The 16,883-nt window shown below is 44.1% G+C and carries 17 protein-coding genes; 13 read left to right on the top strand and 4 right to left on the bottom strand.

Translation table 11 applies throughout. The annotated features are described in order from the left end of the window. Complete coding sequence (locus BUA59_RS20845; RefSeq protein WP_072841807.1) at positions 1–753, top strand: lysophospholipid acyltransferase family protein; 753 nt, start codon at positions 1–3, stop codon at positions 751–753. 73 nt (positions 754–826) lie between these two features. On the opposite strand, the gene fabB is transcribed toward BUA59_RS20845, so the two are convergent. After that, the gene (gene fabB, locus BUA59_RS20840) at positions 827–2,041 is read right to left on the bottom strand and encodes a beta-ketoacyl-ACP synthase I (RefSeq protein ID WP_072841805.1); all 1,215 of its coding nucleotides are present in this window, start codon (positions 2,039–2,041) and stop codon (positions 827–829) included. A gap of 26 nt (positions 2,042–2,067) precedes the next feature. Beyond that, positions 2,068–2,583 carry a 3-hydroxyacyl-[acyl-carrier-protein] dehydratase FabA gene (gene fabA / locus BUA59_RS20835; RefSeq protein ID WP_012071901.1) on the bottom strand — a complete coding sequence of 172 codons (516 nt, stop codon included), beginning with the start codon at positions 2,581–2,583 and terminating at the stop codon, positions 2,068–2,070. Positions 2,584–2,881: 298 nt separating this feature from the next. Between fabA and BUA59_RS20830 the strand changes: the two genes are divergently transcribed. Continuing rightward, positions 2,882–3,775 (top strand): alpha/beta fold hydrolase, encoded by an 894-nt coding sequence (locus tag BUA59_RS20830; RefSeq protein ID WP_072841803.1) that lies wholly within the window; start codon positions 2,882–2,884, stop codon positions 3,773–3,775. Between the two features lie 79 nt (positions 3,776–3,854). On the opposite strand, the gene ispB is transcribed toward BUA59_RS20830, so the two are convergent. Next, positions 3,855–4,835, bottom strand: a complete 981-nt coding sequence (gene ispB, locus BUA59_RS20825) for an octaprenyl diphosphate synthase (protein WP_072841801.1) — start codon at positions 4,833–4,835, stop codon at positions 3,855–3,857. Between the two features lie 282 nt (positions 4,836–5,117). Between ispB and rplU the strand changes: the two genes are divergently transcribed. The 5 genes from rplU (at position 5,118) to BUA59_RS20800 (ending at position 8,542) form a co-directional block, all read left to right on the top strand. After that, the gene (gene rplU, locus BUA59_RS20820; protein ID WP_072841799.1) at positions 5,118–5,426 is read left to right on the top strand and encodes a 50S ribosomal protein L21; all 309 of its coding nucleotides are present in this window, start codon (positions 5,118–5,120) and stop codon (positions 5,424–5,426) included. Between the two features lie 31 nt (positions 5,427–5,457). Further along, entirely contained in the window at positions 5,458–5,715 is a 258-nt protein-coding gene (gene rpmA, locus BUA59_RS20815; RefSeq protein ID WP_012071897.1) for a 50S ribosomal protein L27, read from the top strand. 108 nt (positions 5,716–5,823) lie between these two features. After that, a complete protein-coding gene (gene cgtA / locus BUA59_RS20810) occupies positions 5,824–7,014 on the top strand; it encodes an Obg family GTPase CgtA (RefSeq protein ID WP_072841796.1) in 1,191 nt (396 codons plus the stop codon). A 26-nt stretch (positions 7,015–7,040) separates the two neighbouring features. Continuing rightward, complete coding sequence (gene proB / locus BUA59_RS20805) at positions 7,041–8,165, top strand: glutamate 5-kinase (protein ID WP_072841795.1); 1,125 nt, start codon at positions 7,041–7,043, stop codon at positions 8,163–8,165. Positions 8,166–8,179: 14 nt separating this feature from the next. Next, entirely contained in the window at positions 8,180–8,542 is a 363-nt protein-coding gene (locus tag BUA59_RS20800; RefSeq protein ID WP_072841793.1) for a diacylglycerol kinase, read from the top strand. 90 nt (positions 8,543–8,632) lie between these two features. Here the strand turns inward: BUA59_RS20800 and rpsT are convergent, their stop codons facing one another. Continuing rightward, the gene (rpsT, locus tag BUA59_RS20795; RefSeq protein ID WP_012071893.1) at positions 8,633–8,896 is read right to left on the bottom strand and encodes a 30S ribosomal protein S20; all 264 of its coding nucleotides are present in this window, start codon (positions 8,894–8,896) and stop codon (positions 8,633–8,635) included. 230 nt (positions 8,897–9,126) lie between these two features. Between rpsT and murJ the strand changes: the two genes are divergently transcribed. The 6 genes from murJ to ispH all read left to right on the top strand — a co-directional run bounded on the left by murJ (position 9,127) and on the right by ispH (position 16,499). Beyond that, on the top strand, positions 9,127–10,695 hold the full coding sequence (gene murJ, locus BUA59_RS20790) for a murein biosynthesis integral membrane protein MurJ (RefSeq protein WP_072841791.1): 1,569 nt from the start codon (positions 9,127–9,129) through the stop codon (positions 10,693–10,695). 138 nt (positions 10,696–10,833) lie between these two features. Next, positions 10,834–11,763 carry a bifunctional riboflavin kinase/FAD synthetase gene (gene ribF / locus BUA59_RS20785; protein WP_072841789.1) on the top strand — a complete coding sequence of 310 codons (930 nt, stop codon included), beginning with the start codon at positions 10,834–10,836 and terminating at the stop codon, positions 11,761–11,763. A 32-nt stretch (positions 11,764–11,795) separates the two neighbouring features. Next, positions 11,796–14,618, top strand: a complete 2,823-nt coding sequence (gene ileS, locus BUA59_RS20780) for an isoleucine--tRNA ligase (protein ID WP_072841787.1) — start codon at positions 11,796–11,798, stop codon at positions 14,616–14,618. Next, positions 14,618–15,124 carry a signal peptidase II gene (gene lspA / locus BUA59_RS20775; RefSeq protein ID WP_072841785.1) on the top strand — a complete coding sequence of 169 codons (507 nt, stop codon included), beginning with the start codon at positions 14,618–14,620 and terminating at the stop codon, positions 15,122–15,124. Before ileS ends, lspA begins: the two co-directional genes overlap by 1 nt. After that, complete coding sequence (locus BUA59_RS20770; RefSeq protein ID WP_072841783.1) at positions 15,121–15,552, top strand: FKBP-type peptidyl-prolyl cis-trans isomerase; 432 nt, start codon at positions 15,121–15,123, stop codon at positions 15,550–15,552. Before lspA ends, BUA59_RS20770 begins: the two co-directional genes overlap by 4 nt. Continuing rightward, on the top strand, positions 15,549–16,499 hold the full coding sequence (gene ispH, locus BUA59_RS20765) for a 4-hydroxy-3-methylbut-2-enyl diphosphate reductase (protein WP_072841781.1): 951 nt from the start codon (positions 15,549–15,551) through the stop codon (positions 16,497–16,499). The genes BUA59_RS20770 and ispH overlap by 4 nt, the downstream gene beginning before the upstream one ends. The last annotated feature ends 384 nt before the right edge of the window (positions 16,500–16,883 follow it).

Genomic DNA, 16,883 nt, shown 5'->3' with positions numbered 1-16,883 from the left:
ATGAGCATGTGGGCGTCATTAAGATCTTGGATCGGCTCAACAATATTCGCCATTTACTATACGGTATCCACCATTATATTTGGTATTCTTGCGCCTTTTGCAACGATTCTGTTGCCAAAGAATTATCGTCAGCCAGTCTTGAACCTACATAACAAAGGTTTGTTATTTGTCTTTCGTATTTTTTGTGGTGTGAAGGTTGAGATTGTTGGTTTAGAACATATCAATAAAAATCGTCCTGTTGTGCTGGTGGCAAACCATCAGAGCGAATGGGAAACCTACGTACTGCAAGTGTTGATGGCACCTGTTTCAACGGTATTGAAGAAAGAACTGCTGTCAGTGCCTTTCTTTGGCTGGGGATTGCGTATGGTGCAGCCTATAGCAATTGACCGCTCTCAGCGGACTAATGCTCTGAAGCAAATTATCAGTCAGGGTAAAGAGCGTTTAGACGATGGCCGTTCGGTGCTGATTTTTCCTGAAGGCACGCGAATCGCGCCTAATGAAGAGCAAGCCTTCAACAAAGGCGCTGCTATGTTAGCAACATCTGCAGGTGTGCCTATTCTGCCTGTGGTACACAATGCTGGTTATACTTGGCCTGGTAAGCGCTGGCGCAAGTTTCCGGGATCTATCCGCGTTGTTATCGGTCCTATCATTGAATCTGAAGGTAAAAAAACCTCAGCATTACATGAGGAAATGGATGTTTGGATGCGAGCTGAAATGGCAAAACTTCCGAAAGGAAATGATTTTCTGTTTTAGCTCGGTTGCATGGCAAATTGAAAGCATAAAAAAGCCGCATCATTTATGCGGCTTTTTTGTCGCTAAAGATTATTTACGCTGTGTATTTTTTGAATACTAAGCTGGCGTTAGTGCCACCAAATCCAAAGCTATTAGACATGATCATGTTTAGATCTACATTGTCTTTACGAGTTGTTACCACTGGAATGTTTCCTGCGGCTGGATCAAGCTCATCAATGTTTGCAGACGCAGCGATGAAGTTATTCTCCATCATTAGCAAGCAGTAGATCGCTTCATGAACACCCGCAGCACCCAAAGAGTGACCTGAAAGGGATTTTGTAGAGCTAATCAATGGGATGTTGTCACCGAAAGTCTCGTTGACAGCTTGTAGCTCTTTCATATCACCAGCAGGTGTACTTGTGCCATGAGTGTTGATGTAATCAATATCGCCATCAATTGTGCTCATAGCCATCTGCATGCAGCGCACTGCGCCCTCACCAGAAGGGGCTACCATGTCGTAGCCATCAGATGTTGCACCGTAACCTACTAGTTCAGCGTAGATTTTTGCACCACGAGCTTTAGCGTGTTCTAGTTCTTCTATAACTAGCATACCGCCACCGCCAGCAATAACAAAACCATCACGGTTGGCATCGTAAGCACGAGAAGCCTTCTCAGGAGTTTCATTGTACTTAGAAGATAGAGCGCCCATTGCGTCAAACATACAAGTTTGAGTCCAGCTTTCTTCTTCGCCGCCACCTGCAAAAACGATATCTTGTTTGCCAAGTTGGATTAGCTCCATGGCATTACCGATACAGTGGGCACTGGTAGAGCATGCAGACGTGATGGAATAGTTAACACCTTTAATTTTAAAAGGGGTTGCTAAACAAGCAGAAACCGTGCTGCCCATAGTTTGGGTTACTCGGTATGGTCCAACACGTTTAACACCTTTCTCGCGAAGTGTATCTGCTGAATCAACAAGATTTTTAGCTGATGCGCCACCAGATCCTGCAACTAGGCCTGTGCGAATATTGGATACTTGGTCTTCTGTTAAACCTGAATCTAAAATAGCTTGTTGCATAGAGACGTAAGCGTAAGTTGCGGCATCGCCCATGAAGCGGCGGATCTTACGATCAATACTTTCTGCATCTAAATCAATACGACCACAAACGTGGCTACGAAAGCCGTGCTCTTTGTAATCTTCAGCGAAACGAATACCAGATTGGCCCTCGCGCAAGGAGTTTAGAACGCTCTCTTTGTCATTACCTAGGCAGCTGACAATGCCAAGACCTGTTACTACTACACGACGCATAAATGTGCCTCTTTCATTCTTAATCTTTAGAAGTTATCAGTTGAAGTGAATAAGCCTACACGCAAATCTTTTGCGGTGTAAATTTCACGACCATCAACTTTAACACTTCCGTCTGCAATCCCCATCACTAACTTACGTTCAATTACACGCTTAAGGTTAATATGGAAGGTAACTTTTTTCGCTGTTGGAAGGATTTGTCCAGTGAATTTCACCTCGCCAGAACCGAGTGCTCGCCCGCGACCTTTATTTCCTTTCCAACCTAGAAAAAATCCTACTAGCTGCCACATCGCGTCTAAGCCAAGGCAACCAGGCATAACTGGATCGCCAGGAAAGTGACACTCGAAAAACCATAGGTCAGGATTGATGTCTAGCTCAGCAATAATTTCGCCTTTGCCATATACCCCGCCTTCAGTCGAGATGTGAGTAATGCGATCCATCATAAGCATATTGCCGACAGGAAGCTGGGCATTGCCTGCACCAAACATTTCACCGTGGCCGCATTTTAATAGTTCGTCTTTTTCAAAAGATGAAGCTGTAGTCATTATAGTCCTATATCCACATCCAGCCGATGACTTAAAATAGTCTGGCGGATTGTCGTGGTCCAGTTTGCAGTAGAAAATCCAGCTGATTATATCGGTTTGGAACTCTAATATGAATGTTTGAACGGAAAAAAACCAAATTACCTGCATGAAAAGTGATCATTTTTACGTTATTACAAGAATTTAATGGCTATGGAAGTTGTAAAAACAGGTTTTTAAGCGATTTGCGAATACCGTTCAGTATTATTTTTTCTGTTAATATATTTCTTCTAGTAATGTCTTGGTTGTTTTGAGTGCCTTTATGAGTTCAAAAAGAAGTATAAATCTAGCTGCTTGGCAGCATCAATTTGACGATGGTCATATTCAGGGATACTTGGGGCAAATTGAAGAGAGTCAACCGACAATTCATTTTCTGCATGGTAATGGCTTTTCAGTAAAGACTTACATGTGCTTTTTGGAAAAGCTCGAAGGCTACAATTTGATTATGCAAGATGCGGCAGGTCATGGTGAGTCAACAGCTGGAAAGCGGTTTGTTGGTTGGAATATTACTGCCGCTCGTTTTGCTGAGTCGTTAAATGCGCAGCAATCGGTACTACCGAAAACAGAATTGATTGGTATCGGACACAGCTTTGGAGGCTGTATGACGGCGTTAATGAGTGCGCAAACGCCAACTCTTTTTGATCGTTTGGTTTTATTGGATCCTGCGCTTTTTCCTCCGCGTTTAATTTGGATGATGCGCGGCGTTAAGTTAACAGGCTTAAAGAGTCAGGTTCCTTTGGTAAAACAGGCTCGTCGTCGTCGCACTCAATGGGAAAATCTTACTCAAGTGAAAAGTAGCTTTTTTGAGCGAGGAACATTTAAGGGGTGGGAGCCTGCTTGCTTAGAGGATTATATCGCTTCTTCTATTAAGCACGATGAAAAAGGGCGCTATAAATTAGGTTGCCCATCTTGGATGGAGGCTGCGATCTTTTCGAGTTATCCCAAGCGGCTCTGGAGCGCGATTGCTAATATTTCTGTGCCTACTTGCATTATTCAAGGTAAAGATACCTTTGACTATTTCAAAGAGGCCTACCGCCTAGCGGCAAAACTGAATCCGAATATTAAGGTGATTGAGGTTGACGGAGGTCATTGTTTCATGCAGCAACATACAACTATGGCTGCTCAGGCAGTAATGGATGTGTTGAGAAAAAAATAGCATGAGAAAGTCAATGAAAAAGCCAAACACAGTTTAAATACAATGTTTGGCTTTTTTGTATGATGGGTTTTACCTTCGATTAGTTGCGACGCTTCACTGACGCGTTGGCTAGTGCGACAAGTGCCTTTTTATAGTCAGACTCTGGCAATGGTGCAATAGATCTTATTGCTAGGTCTGCTTGCTCTTGTGCTTTTTGCTGAGTGTATTCAATGGCTCCGCAGTTTTGCACGTCATTTATAATTGACTCTAACTGGTCAAGTCCACCGGTTAATATAGCTTGCCTGACTCGCTCCACTGCGTCTTTAGGGCCATGCTTCATAGTAAAAATAAGCGGTAAGGTGGGTTTGCCTTCTGCAAGGTCATCGCCAACACTTTTGCCCATTTCTTCAGCGGTACTGGTGTAATCCATTACGTCGTCAATTAACTGAAAAGCTGTCCCAACGTACATGCCAAAATGTCTTAAAGCTTCTTGATGTTCTGTACTTGCACCCGCAATAACGGCACCACAAAGGGCGGCGCCTTCAAACAGTTTTGCTGTTTTGTATTGGATGACTTTTAAATAGCTTTCTTCGGTTGTATCGGGGTCGCCGCAGTTAATGAGCTGCTGAACTTCGCCTTCGGCAATGATATTGGTTGTTTTAGCAAGAACGCTCATGCATTGCATGCTGCCAACCTCCACCATAATTTGGAAGGCGCGAGAATAAAGGAAATCGCCAACTAGAACGCTCGGGGCATTGCCCCATTCTTCATTGGCCGTTTTTTTCCCACGGCGCATATCTGATTCATCAACAACATCGTCATGTAATAGTGTCGATGTATGAATAAACTCTATGATGGTTGCCATTTGAATGGCTTGATCTAGTTTTGGTTTATCTAGTTCAGCGCTCGCTTTAGCTGCTAATAACACCAATAGAGGTCGCAATCGTTTTCCACCATTGCTTATGATGTAGTAGCCGATTTGCTCGATTAGAGGGATGTCACTACTAAGTTGTGACACAATATAGTCATTCACTTGGCCAAATTCATTGGCCACAACATCGTGTATTTGTATAGGTTGCATGCAATTTCCGAAGCTAAATAGTCCCAAGCTGATCAGCAAGTGTGCCTCATGCTAGGTAAGGCTTGTGTCAGGGTCAACCCAAAATACGAAAAATGTATAAAGACATTGCTTTTCACTTGTATTGGGTGGTGTGATTTTGTACAATCTCGCGTCCGATTTACCCACATTTTGCTCCCTATCATATGGTTAGTGATTTTTGTCCGATTTGGTCAGGAACTTATTGCCACTAGAAGTAGGTCAAATTCAATTTCAGTAGCCGGGTAAATCTCATTGGAGAAGAACATGTTTGCAGTGATCAAAACTGGCGGTAAGCAATACCGTGTAGAAGAAGGCCAAACCCTTAAGGTTGAGAAATTAGCTGTTGAAGAAGGCGGTTCGATTCAATTCGATGACGTTCTTCTTGTATGCAACGGCGACGACGTTAAAGTTGGTGCACCAGTTGTAGAAGGCGCTAAAGTAACAGCTGAAGTTGTTGCTCATGGTCGCGGAGACAAAGTGAAAATTTTGAAATTCCGTCGTCGTAAGCATTCTATGAAGCGTATGGGTCATCGTCAGTGGTTCACGGAAGTGAAAATAACTGGTATTAACTAAGCGCTAACTATTCAAATTTAAGGAGTAAGTCATGGCTCATAAAAAGGCGGGTGGTAGTACTCGTAACGGTCGCGATTCCGAGTCGAAACGATTAGGTGTCAAACGTTTTGGTGGTCAAGTTGTGATCCCAGGTAACATCCTTGTTCGTCAGCGTGGTACTCAGTTCCACCCTGGAGTTGGTGTTCAAATTGGTAAAGATCACACTTTGTTCGCTGTTGTTGAAGGCCAAGTGAAGTTTGAAGTGAAAGGTAAGTTGAAGCGTCGTACAGTTTCTGTCGTAGCTGCTTAATCGCTTACTAAAAACTTAAAAAAAGCTCCGCGACGCGGGGCTTTTTTTTTGGAAGAATTCTATAATCAGGGTTTGTTGATTCTGATAATCCACCGAAGAGGTGTTATTGTGAAATTTGTTGATGAAGCCAGTATCTATGTAAGAGCGGGTAAAGGTGGAAATGGAGCGTTGAGCTTTTGGCGTGAAAAATTTGTCGCTAAAGGTGGCCCCGATGGCGGCGATGGTGGTAATGGCGGCAGCGTTGTGTTGGTTGCTGATGAGGCGCTAAACACCTTGATCGATTTTCGTTTTACGAAAAAATACATCGCTGAAAGTGGTGAGGGTGGTCAAGGTCGAGATATGACCGGCTCGAAAGGACCTGATCTTGAAATTAAAGTGCCTGTTGGTACGACGGTTATTGATGATGATACCGGCGAGACGCTTGGTGATCTTGTTCGTGACGGTCAAAAGTTAAAAGTGGCCCAAGGCGGTCATCATGGTCTGGGGAATACTCGATTTAAATCAAGTACCAACCGTGCACCAAGACAGACTACGAAAGGTACGGTAGGTGAAGAGCGTACGCTGAAGCTAGAGATGAAAGTCTTGGCCGATGTAGGGTTGCTTGGTCTTCCTAACGCAGGTAAATCGACGTTTATTCGTGCGGTTTCTTCTGCTAAGCCAAAAGTGGCTGATTATCCTTTTACAACCTTGGTGCCGAACCTTGGTGTGGTAAAAGTGAAGAAACACCAGAGCTTCGTAATCGCCGATATTCCTGGAATTATCGAGGGTGCATCTGAAGGTGCAGGTCTTGGTATTCGTTTCTTGAAGCACTTGGTGCGCAACCGCATTTTGTTGCACATCGTCGATTTGGCGCCTTGGGATGAAATTACCCCGGCAGAAGCTGCGGTTATTGCGGTAAACGAATTGCATCAGTTCAGCCCTGCTTTGGCAGAGCGTGACCGTTGGTTGGTTTTAAATAAAACCGACATGGTGCCAGAAGATGAGTTGGAAGAGCGTTGTCAGAGTGTTATTGACGCACTTGGATGGGAAGGTAAGGCTTACCGTATTTCGGCGATATCAGGTGAAGGCACAGAGGTGTTGTGTTTAGACCTGATGACGGCGCTTGATGAAAAGCGTGAGTTGTTGCTAGAAAGCCCAGAAGCTCGTGAGAAAGAAAAAGCAATGCGCGCCTTGATTGATGAAGAAGGTCGAAACCGTATTATGTCATTACGTGAAAAACGTCGTAAAGCAGGCTTGTTGCTTGATGATGACGATTTTGATGAAGATGACTACGATGTTGAAGTGGAATACGTTAGCTAACTTGATTGGTGAGAATAAGTAGTATCATGGAAATGCGAGAAAAAATAGCTAAGGCGCAGCGTGTCGTTGTTAAAATTGGCAGTGCGCTACTGACAAACGATGGTCAGGGGTTGGATGTTGCCCGAATTGGTCTTTGGGTTGCTCAAATTGCTGAGTTACGAGCGCAAGGAAAGGAAGTCGTTTTAGTGTCTTCTGGTTCTATTGCTGCAGGTATGAAGCGTCTTGGTTTTTCTTCTCGCCCCACTCAAGTAAATGAGCTGCAAGCTGCTGCGGCAGTTGGGCAGATGGAATTGGTTGGGGTTTATGAGTCTCACTTTGAGAAGCATGGTTTGTGTACTGCGCAAATTTTGCTTACCCATGATGATTTGTCGAACCGTCGACGCTATTTAAATGCTCGATCTTCGTTGCGAACTCTGCTTGGTTTCGGTGTTGTACCTATAATTAACGAAAATGACACAGTTGTAACCGACGAAATACGGTTTGGTGACAATGATACGCTGGGTGCTTTGGTTGCTAATCTTATTGAGGCGGATTTGTTAATCATCCTTACAGATCAGCAAGGGCTGTTCGATAAAAATCCACGTGATCATAAAGATGCAACTTTAATCTCTCATATATCAGCATCGGACAATCGTCTTGAGTCTATGGCGAGTGGCGGGGCTGGTGTACTAGGTAGTGGCGGAATGTTAACGAAGGTGCGAGCTGCGCTTTTGGCTGCACGCTCTGGTGCGGATACCTTGATAGCTTCAGGTCGCGAAGAAAATGTAATTGTTCGTGTTGCGTCAGGCGAAATGTTAGGAACTTGGTTGCAGCCGGAACACGGAAGGGTAGCGGCGCGTAAGCAATGGTTAGCTGGGCATTTGAAGAGTCGCGGCGCCCTAATTTTAGATGATGGTGCCGTAAAGGCGTTGCGAAAAGCGGGTACGAGTCTTTTGGCTGTCGGAGTGAAAGATGCGCAGGGTACTTTTTCGCGCGGAGACATGGTTATTTGTGTCGATTTGCAAGGTGGTCTGGTTGCTCGCGGCTTAGTGAACTACAGTGTGGCTGAAACGTTGAAGCTGCTTGGTCAGCCTTCGTCTAATATTGGAGCGATTTTGGGTTACAAGGGTGAACCAGAGTTAATTCATCGCGATGATTTGGTTATTATTTAAGAGGTAGTGGTGTCATGGCAAAGCCAGGTAAAGTAGGTTTAGATCGCGTATTGAGTGCTTCGAAATATTCTTATCAAGGTTTGCGAGCTCAATGGAAACATGAAGCGGCTTTTCGTCAAGAGGCTGTTTTGTTTTTGATTTCTTTGCCTTTTGCTATCTGGCTTGGTGATACTGGTCTTGAGCGTGCGGTGCTGATTTTTTCTGTAGGCTTGGTGTTGATTGTTGAAACGCTGAATTCAAGTGTTGAGGCTGTGGTTGATCGAATTAGTAGTGAGCATCATGAATTGTCTGGTCGTGCGAAAGATTTAGGCTCGGCGGCAGTGATGTTGGCTTTGGTCTTGGCGGCAGTGGTTTGGCTGGTGGTTTTGTTTGGCTGATGCTGTTTGGGCGGAAAAGTCGAGGTGTATTTTTAGGTGTATAAATAAAAGACATAAAAAAACCGGCATTTGCCGGTTTTTTTATAGGTATTAGGCCAGTGCTTTGATTTTAGCACTCAAGCGGCTCTTATGGCGAGCTGCTTTGTTTTTGTGATATAGGCCTTTGTCAGCGGCTTTGTCTAGCTTAGAAGTTGCTAGAACGTAAGCTGCTTGTGCGTCAGCTTGATTGCCTGCTTCGATAGCTGCATCTACTTTTTTCAAGTATGTGCGAACCATTGAACGAAGGCTACCATTGTGAGCGCGGCTTTTTACTGCTTGGCGCGCGCGTTTTTTTGAACCGGCGGAATTTGCCACGGTCTGGCTCCTTTAAATTGGAATAAGTAATGACCCAGCACTCTGCTGTGTCATGAAATTAATGTCAAGTTTTAACTTTGAAATCTCGCGGCGGATTTTACCAGTTTTTAGCGTTGCCACAACCCTATTATACAAAAATTAGTCAAATGAGCTTATATATTTGGCTGCGCTCTGGTAGTACCTGGTGTTATTCTTTGTAGATCTGTCTATTGCATACGTCGTAAATTTTTATGTCCGAAAAAAAATCCCTCCTCGATAAAGAGTCTAAGTCTTTGTCTTTGTTACGTTCTGGTGTCTTGGTTTCTATTTGTACATTCCTTTCTCGTATTCTTGGTTTGGTGAGAGACGCTGCTTTGGCGTATGTATTGGGCGCAAGCGGCAGTGCGGATGCATTTTATGTTGCTTTTAAAATCCCTAACTTTTTTCGTAGATTATTTGCCGAAGGAGCGTTTGCTCAAGCTTTTGTCCCAGTATTGAGTGACTACCGAGTAAAAGAAGGCAAGGACGAGGTTCGAGCACTTATCTCTGCTGTGTCAGGATCGCTGGCTTTGATCTTGTTGTGTATTACTGTGCTTTTCATGGTGTGTGCTCCTTGGGTGGTGTATGTATTTGCACCTGGTTTTGCTGCGGATGATGGTCAGACTAAATTGGCTTCTGAGCTGTTAGTCATTACTTTTCCATATCTGTTATTTATTTCATTAACGGCATTGGCCGGCGGTATTTTAAACGCGCATGGTGAATATGCGGTTCCGGCTATTACGCCGATTTTTCTGAACATCTCTCTTATTGTTGCGACGGTGTTTTTTGCTCGCACTGCGGCCCAAGCCGAAACTGCTGTTGCTTGGGGGGTGTTCTTTGCGGGGCTGATTCAGTTGATGTTTCAAGTGCCGTTTTTGGCGAGGTTGCGATTGCTACCGATGCCGACGTTGGGTTTTCGTCATCCTGGGGTAAAAAGAATTCTTCTTTTGATGGGGCCTGCATTGTTTGGTGTGTCTGTCAGTCAGATTAATTTGCTTCTTGATACGGTGCTGGCTTCTTTTCTGCAAACGGGCAGTATTACTTGGTTGTACTTGTCGGATCGCTTGTATGAGTTGCCGTTGGGTATTTTTGCTATTGCCATCAGTACTGTTATTTTGCCTTCTTTGTCGCGTAGTTTTTCTGGTGGCGAAGCGTCGAAGTTTTCTGAAACACTCGATTGGGCGCTGCGAATACTTTTGCTGATTGCTATTCCGTCTTCTCTTGCTTTGTTTATGTTGGCTGAGCCTTTGATTGCGACGATTTTTTATCGTGGTGAGTTAACGGTGAATGATGTTCATATGGCTGCTCAGAGTCTGCAGGCTTACTCACTGGGTTTGGTGTTTATGATGCTGATTAAGGTGCTGGCGCCGGGGTACTATGCGAGACAAGATACGAGAACGCCTGTGCGTATTGGCATCATTGCGATGATATCGAATATGGTGCTGAACTTGATTTTGGTGTGGCCATTGGGGCATGTGGGATTAGCACTGGCGACAAGTCTGTCTGCTGGTTTAAATGCTTTCTTGTTGTGGCGCGGTCTGTATAAAAAACAATATCACGTGTTTTCGGCTCAATGGGGACGTTTGCTGCGTATATTGGTGAGTGCTACCGTTGCGCTTGGTGTGTGCTTATATTTGTTTCTTCTTCAGGGTTGGCAATGGACCCAGATGGATGACTTGTATCGGGTAGGTTGTACCTTGTTGGTTGTTGTTTGCGGTGTGCTGGTGTACGTTCTTGTCGCGGTAGCGGCGGGCTTGCGTCCTTCCATTTTAAAGCATTAGGTGTATTGAAGTGTTTTTTGCTTTGATTATTGGTTTGCACAGCTTGTTCAAGTTCTGGCCTACCTTCATCTGGTTAACTGCTATATAATCCATGATATTTTTTTCGACGCTGGATTTAATTGTTTTGTACGGGGTTCTATGGAGTTAATTCGCGGTATTCATAATATCCGTTCAAAGCATAAAGAATGCGTGCTGACGATAGGGAATTTTGACGGTGTTCATTTAGGGCATGGCGCTATATTAGCGCGAGTCAAAGCTTTAGCTAAACAATACAATTCGCCTGCTGCTATCATGATCTTTGAACCTCAGCCGAGAGAGTTCTTTTCACCGGATACGGCCCCAGGTCGTATTGGTCGTCTGCGGGACAAAGTGAAATTGTTGGAAGGGCAGGGTATCGATTATGTTCTTTGCATGCCATTCAACCCTAAACTTCAACAACTAGATGCACAGGCATTCTGTCAGCAAATTTTGCTGGATGGCTTGTCTGTAAAGCATTTGGTGGTGGGTGACGATTTTCGCTTTGGCTGTGATCGACAAGGTGATTTTTATTATCTGCAAGAATTTGGTGGTCAGCATGGCTTTGATGTTGAAAATACACCGTCAGTGTTAAACACTTTGAATGAGCGAGTGAGTAGTACTCTGGTTAGGGATGCTCTAGAGCGCGGCGATATTACTGCCGCACAGATGAACATGGGGCACTTGGTTACCTTAAGTGGTCGTGTGATACATGGACAGCAACTTGGTCGAAAACTGGGTTTTCCAACGGCTAATGTGCACCTTAAAGGTATTAAGTCTGCGTTGTCTGGTGTATACGCTGTGACCTTTATGGTTGATGGCGTCTCCTATAACGGTGTTGCGAATATTGGTGTGCGTCCTACCGTTCAAGGCAAGACGCCGATACTGGAAGTGCACTTATTAGATTTTAACGGTGATCTGTATGACAAATATGTGCAGGTTACTTTCTGTCATTTTATTAGGGCAGAGCGAAAAATGGCCAGCTTAGATGCGCTGGAAAAACAAATTCAATGTGATAAAGAAGAAGCATTACGCTTCTTTGCTAATCAGTGAAAAGATGATCTTTGAGGATGAATCGATAAACCATGAGTGATTATAAACCGACACTGAATTTGCCAGATACAGACTTCCCAATGCGTGGAGATTTGGCAAAACGTGAACCTGCAATGCTTAAGCGTTGGCAGGATATGGACCTATATCAAAAAGTACGTGATGTAAGTAAAGGCCGTAAATCTTTTATTCTTCATGATGGCCCTCCGTACGCAAATGGCAGTATTCACATTGGTCACGCGGTTAACAAAATCCTCAAAGATATTATTGTTAAGTCTAAAACCGTTAGTGGCTTTGATGCGCCTTATATTCCTGGTTGGGATTGTCACGGCTTGCCAATTGAGCACAAAGTTGAGCAATTGATCGGTAAAGCGGGGACGAAAGTTTCTTATAAAGAGTTTCGCGCGAAATGTCGCGAATACGCTTATACGCAAATAGAAGAACAGAAAAAAGACTTTATTCGTTTGGGTGTGATGGGCGATTGGGAAAATCCTTATCTGACAATGAACTTCCAAACAGAAGCCAATATTGTTCGTGCTTTAGGCAAAATCGCTGAGAACGGTCATTTGGTAAAAGGCTTTAAGCCAGTTTACTGGAGTGTTGTTGGTGGTTCTGCTTTGGCGGAAGCGGAAGTGGAATATCAAGATAAAACGTCTTTGTCTTTGGATGTGCGTTATGCGCCACAAGACGAAGCTGCTTTACTTGTTAAATTCTCTGATGTCGAGGGTGAAGGTAAGGTTTCTGTTGTTATCTGGACAACCACTCCTTGGACGCTTCCAGCGAGCCAAGCTGTTTCTGTTCATCCAGACTTCAACTATGCGCTAGTTGAAGTCGATATGGGCTTGGGCAAAGAGCGTTTAATTGTTGCTGAAGACATGGTCGCAAGTGTGATGTCTCGCTACGGTGTTGCTGATTTCCGCATTGTTGGTCGTACCGTTGGTGCTGAACTGGCAGGCACTGTGTTGGATCATCCGTTCCTAGAGCGCGATATTCCTGTCATCTTGGGTGAGCACGTAACAACGGAAGCGGGTACTGGCTGCGTGCATACTGCACCTGACCACGGCGTGGATGACTTTAACGTCGGTCGTGAAAATGGCATTGGCACTATCAACCTTGTTCAAGACAATGGTGTTTACTCTGATGCTGCAGGCGAGTTTGCTGGTTTGCATGTTTATAAAGTAGATGATGCTGTGCTTGAGGCGTTGAATCGCAATAACGCTTTGGTGTTTGAGTCGAAGATCTTCCACAGTTATCCACATTGCTGGCGTACTAAAACGCCACTCATCTTCCGTGCGACGCCTCAGTGGTTTATCAGTATGACCAAAGAAGGTTTGCTGGATTCTGCAAAGCATGCTGTTGAAGGTGTGAAGTGGGTACCAAGCTGGGGACAAAACCGTATGGAAGGGATGTTGAATAACAGCCCTGATTGGTGTGTGTCTCGTCAGCGTACTTGGGGTGTGCCGATTGCTTTGTTTATCAACAAAGAGACTCAAGAGCTTCATCCTGAAACGCCACGTTTGATCGAGGAAGTCGCTAAGCGCATCGAAGTTGAAGGAATCGACGCTTGGTTTGAAATGGAAGCAGAGGAGTTGTTGGGTGCTGATGCTGAAAAATACAGCAAAGTAACTGACACGTTAGATGTATGGTTTGACTCCGGTGTGACCCATTATTCTGTTATCGATCAACGTGATGAATTGAGCTTTCCTGCCGATTTGTACCTAGAAGGTTCAGATCAGCATCGTGGTTGGTTCCAGTCTTCGTTGAAAACCTCAATCGCGATTCGTGGTGTGCCGCCATACAAGCAAGTATTGACTCACGGTTTTACCGTTGATGGCGATGGCCGCAAAATGTCGAAGTCTTTGGGTAACGTACTGTCACCACAGAAAGTCATGGATACCTTGGGTGCCGATATTATCCGTTTGTGGGTAGCAGCGACCGACTACACCACTGAAATGACTGTCTCTGATGAAATTCTTAAGCGTGTAGCGGATTCTTATCGTCGTATCCGTAATACTGCGCGTTTCATGATGGCAAACTTAAATGGTTTTAATCCAGCGGCTGATATGGTGCCTTCTAGCGAGATGATTGCATTGGATCGTTGGATTGTGGATCGTGCTGCCATGTTGCAAAAAGAATTGAATGCCGCTTACAACGAATATCAATTCCATACAGTGAACCAGAAAATCCAGAACTTCTGTTCTGTAGATTTGGGTGGTTTTTATCTGGATGTCATCAAAGATCGCCAATACACAACACAAGAAGACAGCCTGGCGCGTCGTTCTGCGCAGACTGCGCTTTACCATGTGATGGAAGCTTTCTCTCGTTGGATTGCACCGATCTTGAGCTTCACTGCTGACGAAATCTGGCAAACACTTCCTGGGGAACGCGGTGAGTCTGTTTTCTTAGAAACATGGTATGAAGGCCTTGAAGAGTTGTCTGGTGATGAGCCAATGGGTCGTGAATTCTGGAAGCAGGTTCTTGAAGCGAAAGTAGCAACGAATAAAGTATTAGAAGCAGCGCGTAGTGAAGGCAAGATGAAAGCGAGCTTAAGTGCTGATATAACACTTTATTGTGATGATGCTTTGCAAGCAACATTGAATCGCTTAGGTGAAGAGTTGCGCTTTGTCTTAATTGCTTCTGACGTTAAAGTGTTGCCTTTGTCTCAAGCGGATGATGACGCGGTTGCTACCGATCTTGATTGTCTGAAAGTTCACGTTGAGTTGAGTAAATATACTAAGTGTGTACGTTGTTGGCATCACCGTGAAGAAGTTGGTAAGCGAGCAGCGCATCCTGAGTTGTGCGATCGTTGTATCTCTAACTTGCCAGATGGGGAAGGTGAACAGCGCCTTTACGCCTAATGACTGCTTTGATTGTGTGGAAACGAGTCCAGCGCTGGTGGGCGCTGGCTCTTATTCTTTTTGTTTTAGATTGGGTAACAAAACAAGCGGTTGTGTCCAACTTATTTTATGGACAAGAAATTGCCGTTTTTCCATTCTTTGACCTGACATTGAGATACAACACTGGTGCTGCATTTAGCTTCCTTGCGCAAGCTGGTGGCTGGCAACGCTGGTTTTTCTCTTTGATCGCATTGGCTGTGGTTGTTGGTATTAGTTGGCGTCTTGTTAAGATCGCAGAAACAAATCGATTAGAATCACTGGCACTGACTTTTGTGTTGGGTGGAGCGATTGGTAACCTTTATGATCGATTGGTTTATGGCCATGTTGTAGATTTTCTACAATTTCATTGGCAGCAGTCGTGGTATTTCCCTGCGTTTAACCTTGCTGACAGTGCTATTACTATTGGTGTTATTTTAATGTTGCTTGAAAGTTTCGTGACGAAAAAGCAGGAAGGTACAAAAGAATGAGCGTAATTACAGCGGCAAGCAGAGTAACTCTGCACTTTGAGTTGTCACTTGAAGATGGTCAAATCGTTGATTCTAACTTTTCTCGATCTCCAGCTAGCTTTATATTTGGTGATGGGAGTTTATTGCCAGATTTTGAGTCTGCTTTACTAGGTATGTCTGTAGGGCAAGAAGCTTCTTTCATTATGTCGCCAGAAAAAGCCTTTGGCGTACACAATGAAAGCAATATTCAGCGTATGCCTCGTTCTCAGTTCTCTATGGATCTAGAAGAAGGGATGGTGGTTTCTTTTGCTGATATGAGCAAAAACGAGTTGCCGGGCGTCATTGCTGAGATTGGTGAGAAAGAAGTGGTTGTCGATTTTAATCACCCTCTTGCTAGTCGGTCACTTACTTTTCGGGTGCAAATCATAGCTATTGAGGATGCCGCATGAGTTTTGCTATTCAACTTGCTAACCCTCGTGGCTTTTGTGCTGGTGTTGATAGGGCGATAGATATTGTTAATCGCTGCTTAGATCTTTTTGAAGCACCAATCTATGTTCGTCATGAAGTGGTACATAATAAATTTGTCGTCGAGTCTTTGAAGTCTCGCGGTGCAGTTTTTGTTGATGAACTTGATCAAGTACCAGATGACAACATTGTTATCTTTAGTGCGCATGGTGTTTCAAAAGCCGTTCGAGATGAAGCGACAGATCGAGGTTTAAAAGTATTTGATGCGACTTGTCCACTAGTGACAAAAGTGCATTTGGAGGTGTTGCGTTATTCTCGTGATGGCATGGAATGTATTTTGATTGGTCATGATGGCCATCCAGAAGTCGAAGGTACGATGGGTCAGTACGATGATCGTCAGGGTGGTGCTATCTATCTAGTAGAGAGTCCTGCTGATGTAGAGAGACTTAAGGTTAAGAATCCTGAGCGTCTTGCTTTTGTCACTCAAACGACGTTGTCTATGGATGATACCTCGGTTGTTATTGATGCACTTCGAAAACACTTTCCGATGATTTGTGGTCCAAAGAAAGATGACATTTGTTACGCCACACAGAATCGTCAGGATGCTGTGAAGACGCTAGCAGAAGAATCTGAATTAGTTCTTGTTGTTGGTTCAGTGAATAGCTCTAATTCAAACCGTCTTCGGGAATTGGCTGAAAGAATGGGGGCGAAAGCCTATTTGATCGATAATGCCAGTGAGATTCAGTGTGATTGGTTGAAAGGTATTCGTAGTATTGGCGTAACTGCTGGAGCATCTGCGCCTGAAGTACTTGTTAATGAGGTGATTGATCGTCTTGTTAAGGAAGGTGGTAGCGCACCTCAAGAGTTAAAAGGTAGAGAAGAGAATGTGTCTTTCTCTATGCCTAAAGAACTACGTATCGTAGAAGTTTGATCGAATTTTAATTAATTTAAATTTTATTCAAAAAAGGGTTGCACAAAATCTGTAGATCCTTAATATACGCCCTCGCTGACACGGACAAGGCCTCAGAGCAACGAAGACCAAGTTCAACTTTACTAGATTAAAATCTGGTTGAGTATTCAAGTCAGCCCGCTCTTTAAAATAGATAATCAGATAATTTGTGTGGGCGCTCGCTGGAGGCTTCAGAAGATCATCGCAGACCGGTTTTACCGAGATGTAGTTGATCAAAAAAATTGAAGTCTTGCGAAACGTCTAACACGTCAATTCGCTTTATGTTGGCTTGTTGTTCTTCGGGATGATGAGTCGATTAAGTTATTGTTAGTGTAATAGATTTTGAGTAAGCAAACTTTTTAACTG

The organism is Marinomonas polaris DSM 16579 (genome assembly GCF_900129155.1).
Taxonomy (GTDB): Bacteria; Pseudomonadota; Gammaproteobacteria; order Pseudomonadales; family Marinomonadaceae; genus Marinomonas; species Marinomonas polaris.
This window is presented reverse-complemented; position numbering and strand designations above follow the sequence as displayed.

Excerpts from the sequence above, each read along its gene's own strand:
- BUA59_RS20845 (WP_072841807.1), top strand. The coding sequence starts at position 1 with ATGAGCATGTGGGCGTCATTAAGATCTTGGATCGGCTCAACAATATTC.
- fabB (WP_072841805.1), bottom strand. The coding sequence starts at position 2,041 with ATGCGTCGTGTAGTAGTAACAGGTCTTGGCATTGTCAGCTGCCTAGGT.
- fabA (WP_012071901.1), bottom strand. The coding sequence starts at position 2,583 with ATGACTACAGCTTCATCTTTTGAAAAAGACGAACTATTAAAATGCGGC.
- BUA59_RS20830 (WP_072841803.1), top strand. The coding sequence starts at position 2,882 with ATGAGTTCAAAAAGAAGTATAAATCTAGCTGCTTGGCAGCATCAATTT.
- ispB (WP_072841801.1), bottom strand. The coding sequence starts at position 4,835 with ATGCAACCTATACAAATACACGATGTTGTGGCCAATGAATTTGGCCAA.
- rplU (WP_072841799.1), top strand. The coding sequence starts at position 5,118 with ATGTTTGCAGTGATCAAAACTGGCGGTAAGCAATACCGTGTAGAAGAA.
- rpmA (WP_012071897.1), top strand. The coding sequence starts at position 5,458 with ATGGCTCATAAAAAGGCGGGTGGTAGTACTCGTAACGGTCGCGATTCC.
- proB (WP_072841795.1), top strand. The coding sequence starts at position 7,041 with ATGGAAATGCGAGAAAAAATAGCTAAGGCGCAGCGTGTCGTTGTTAAA.
- BUA59_RS20800 (WP_072841793.1), top strand. The coding sequence starts at position 8,180 with ATGGCAAAGCCAGGTAAAGTAGGTTTAGATCGCGTATTGAGTGCTTCG.
- murJ (WP_072841791.1), top strand. The coding sequence starts at position 9,127 with ATGTCCGAAAAAAAATCCCTCCTCGATAAAGAGTCTAAGTCTTTGTCT.
- ribF (WP_072841789.1), top strand. The coding sequence starts at position 10,834 with ATGGAGTTAATTCGCGGTATTCATAATATCCGTTCAAAGCATAAAGAA.
- ileS (WP_072841787.1), top strand. The coding sequence starts at position 11,796 with ATGAGTGATTATAAACCGACACTGAATTTGCCAGATACAGACTTCCCA.
- lspA (WP_072841785.1), top strand. The coding sequence starts at position 14,618 with ATGACTGCTTTGATTGTGTGGAAACGAGTCCAGCGCTGGTGGGCGCTG.
- BUA59_RS20770 (WP_072841783.1), top strand. The coding sequence starts at position 15,121 with ATGAGCGTAATTACAGCGGCAAGCAGAGTAACTCTGCACTTTGAGTTG.
- ispH (WP_072841781.1), top strand. The coding sequence starts at position 15,549 with ATGAGTTTTGCTATTCAACTTGCTAACCCTCGTGGCTTTTGTGCTGGT.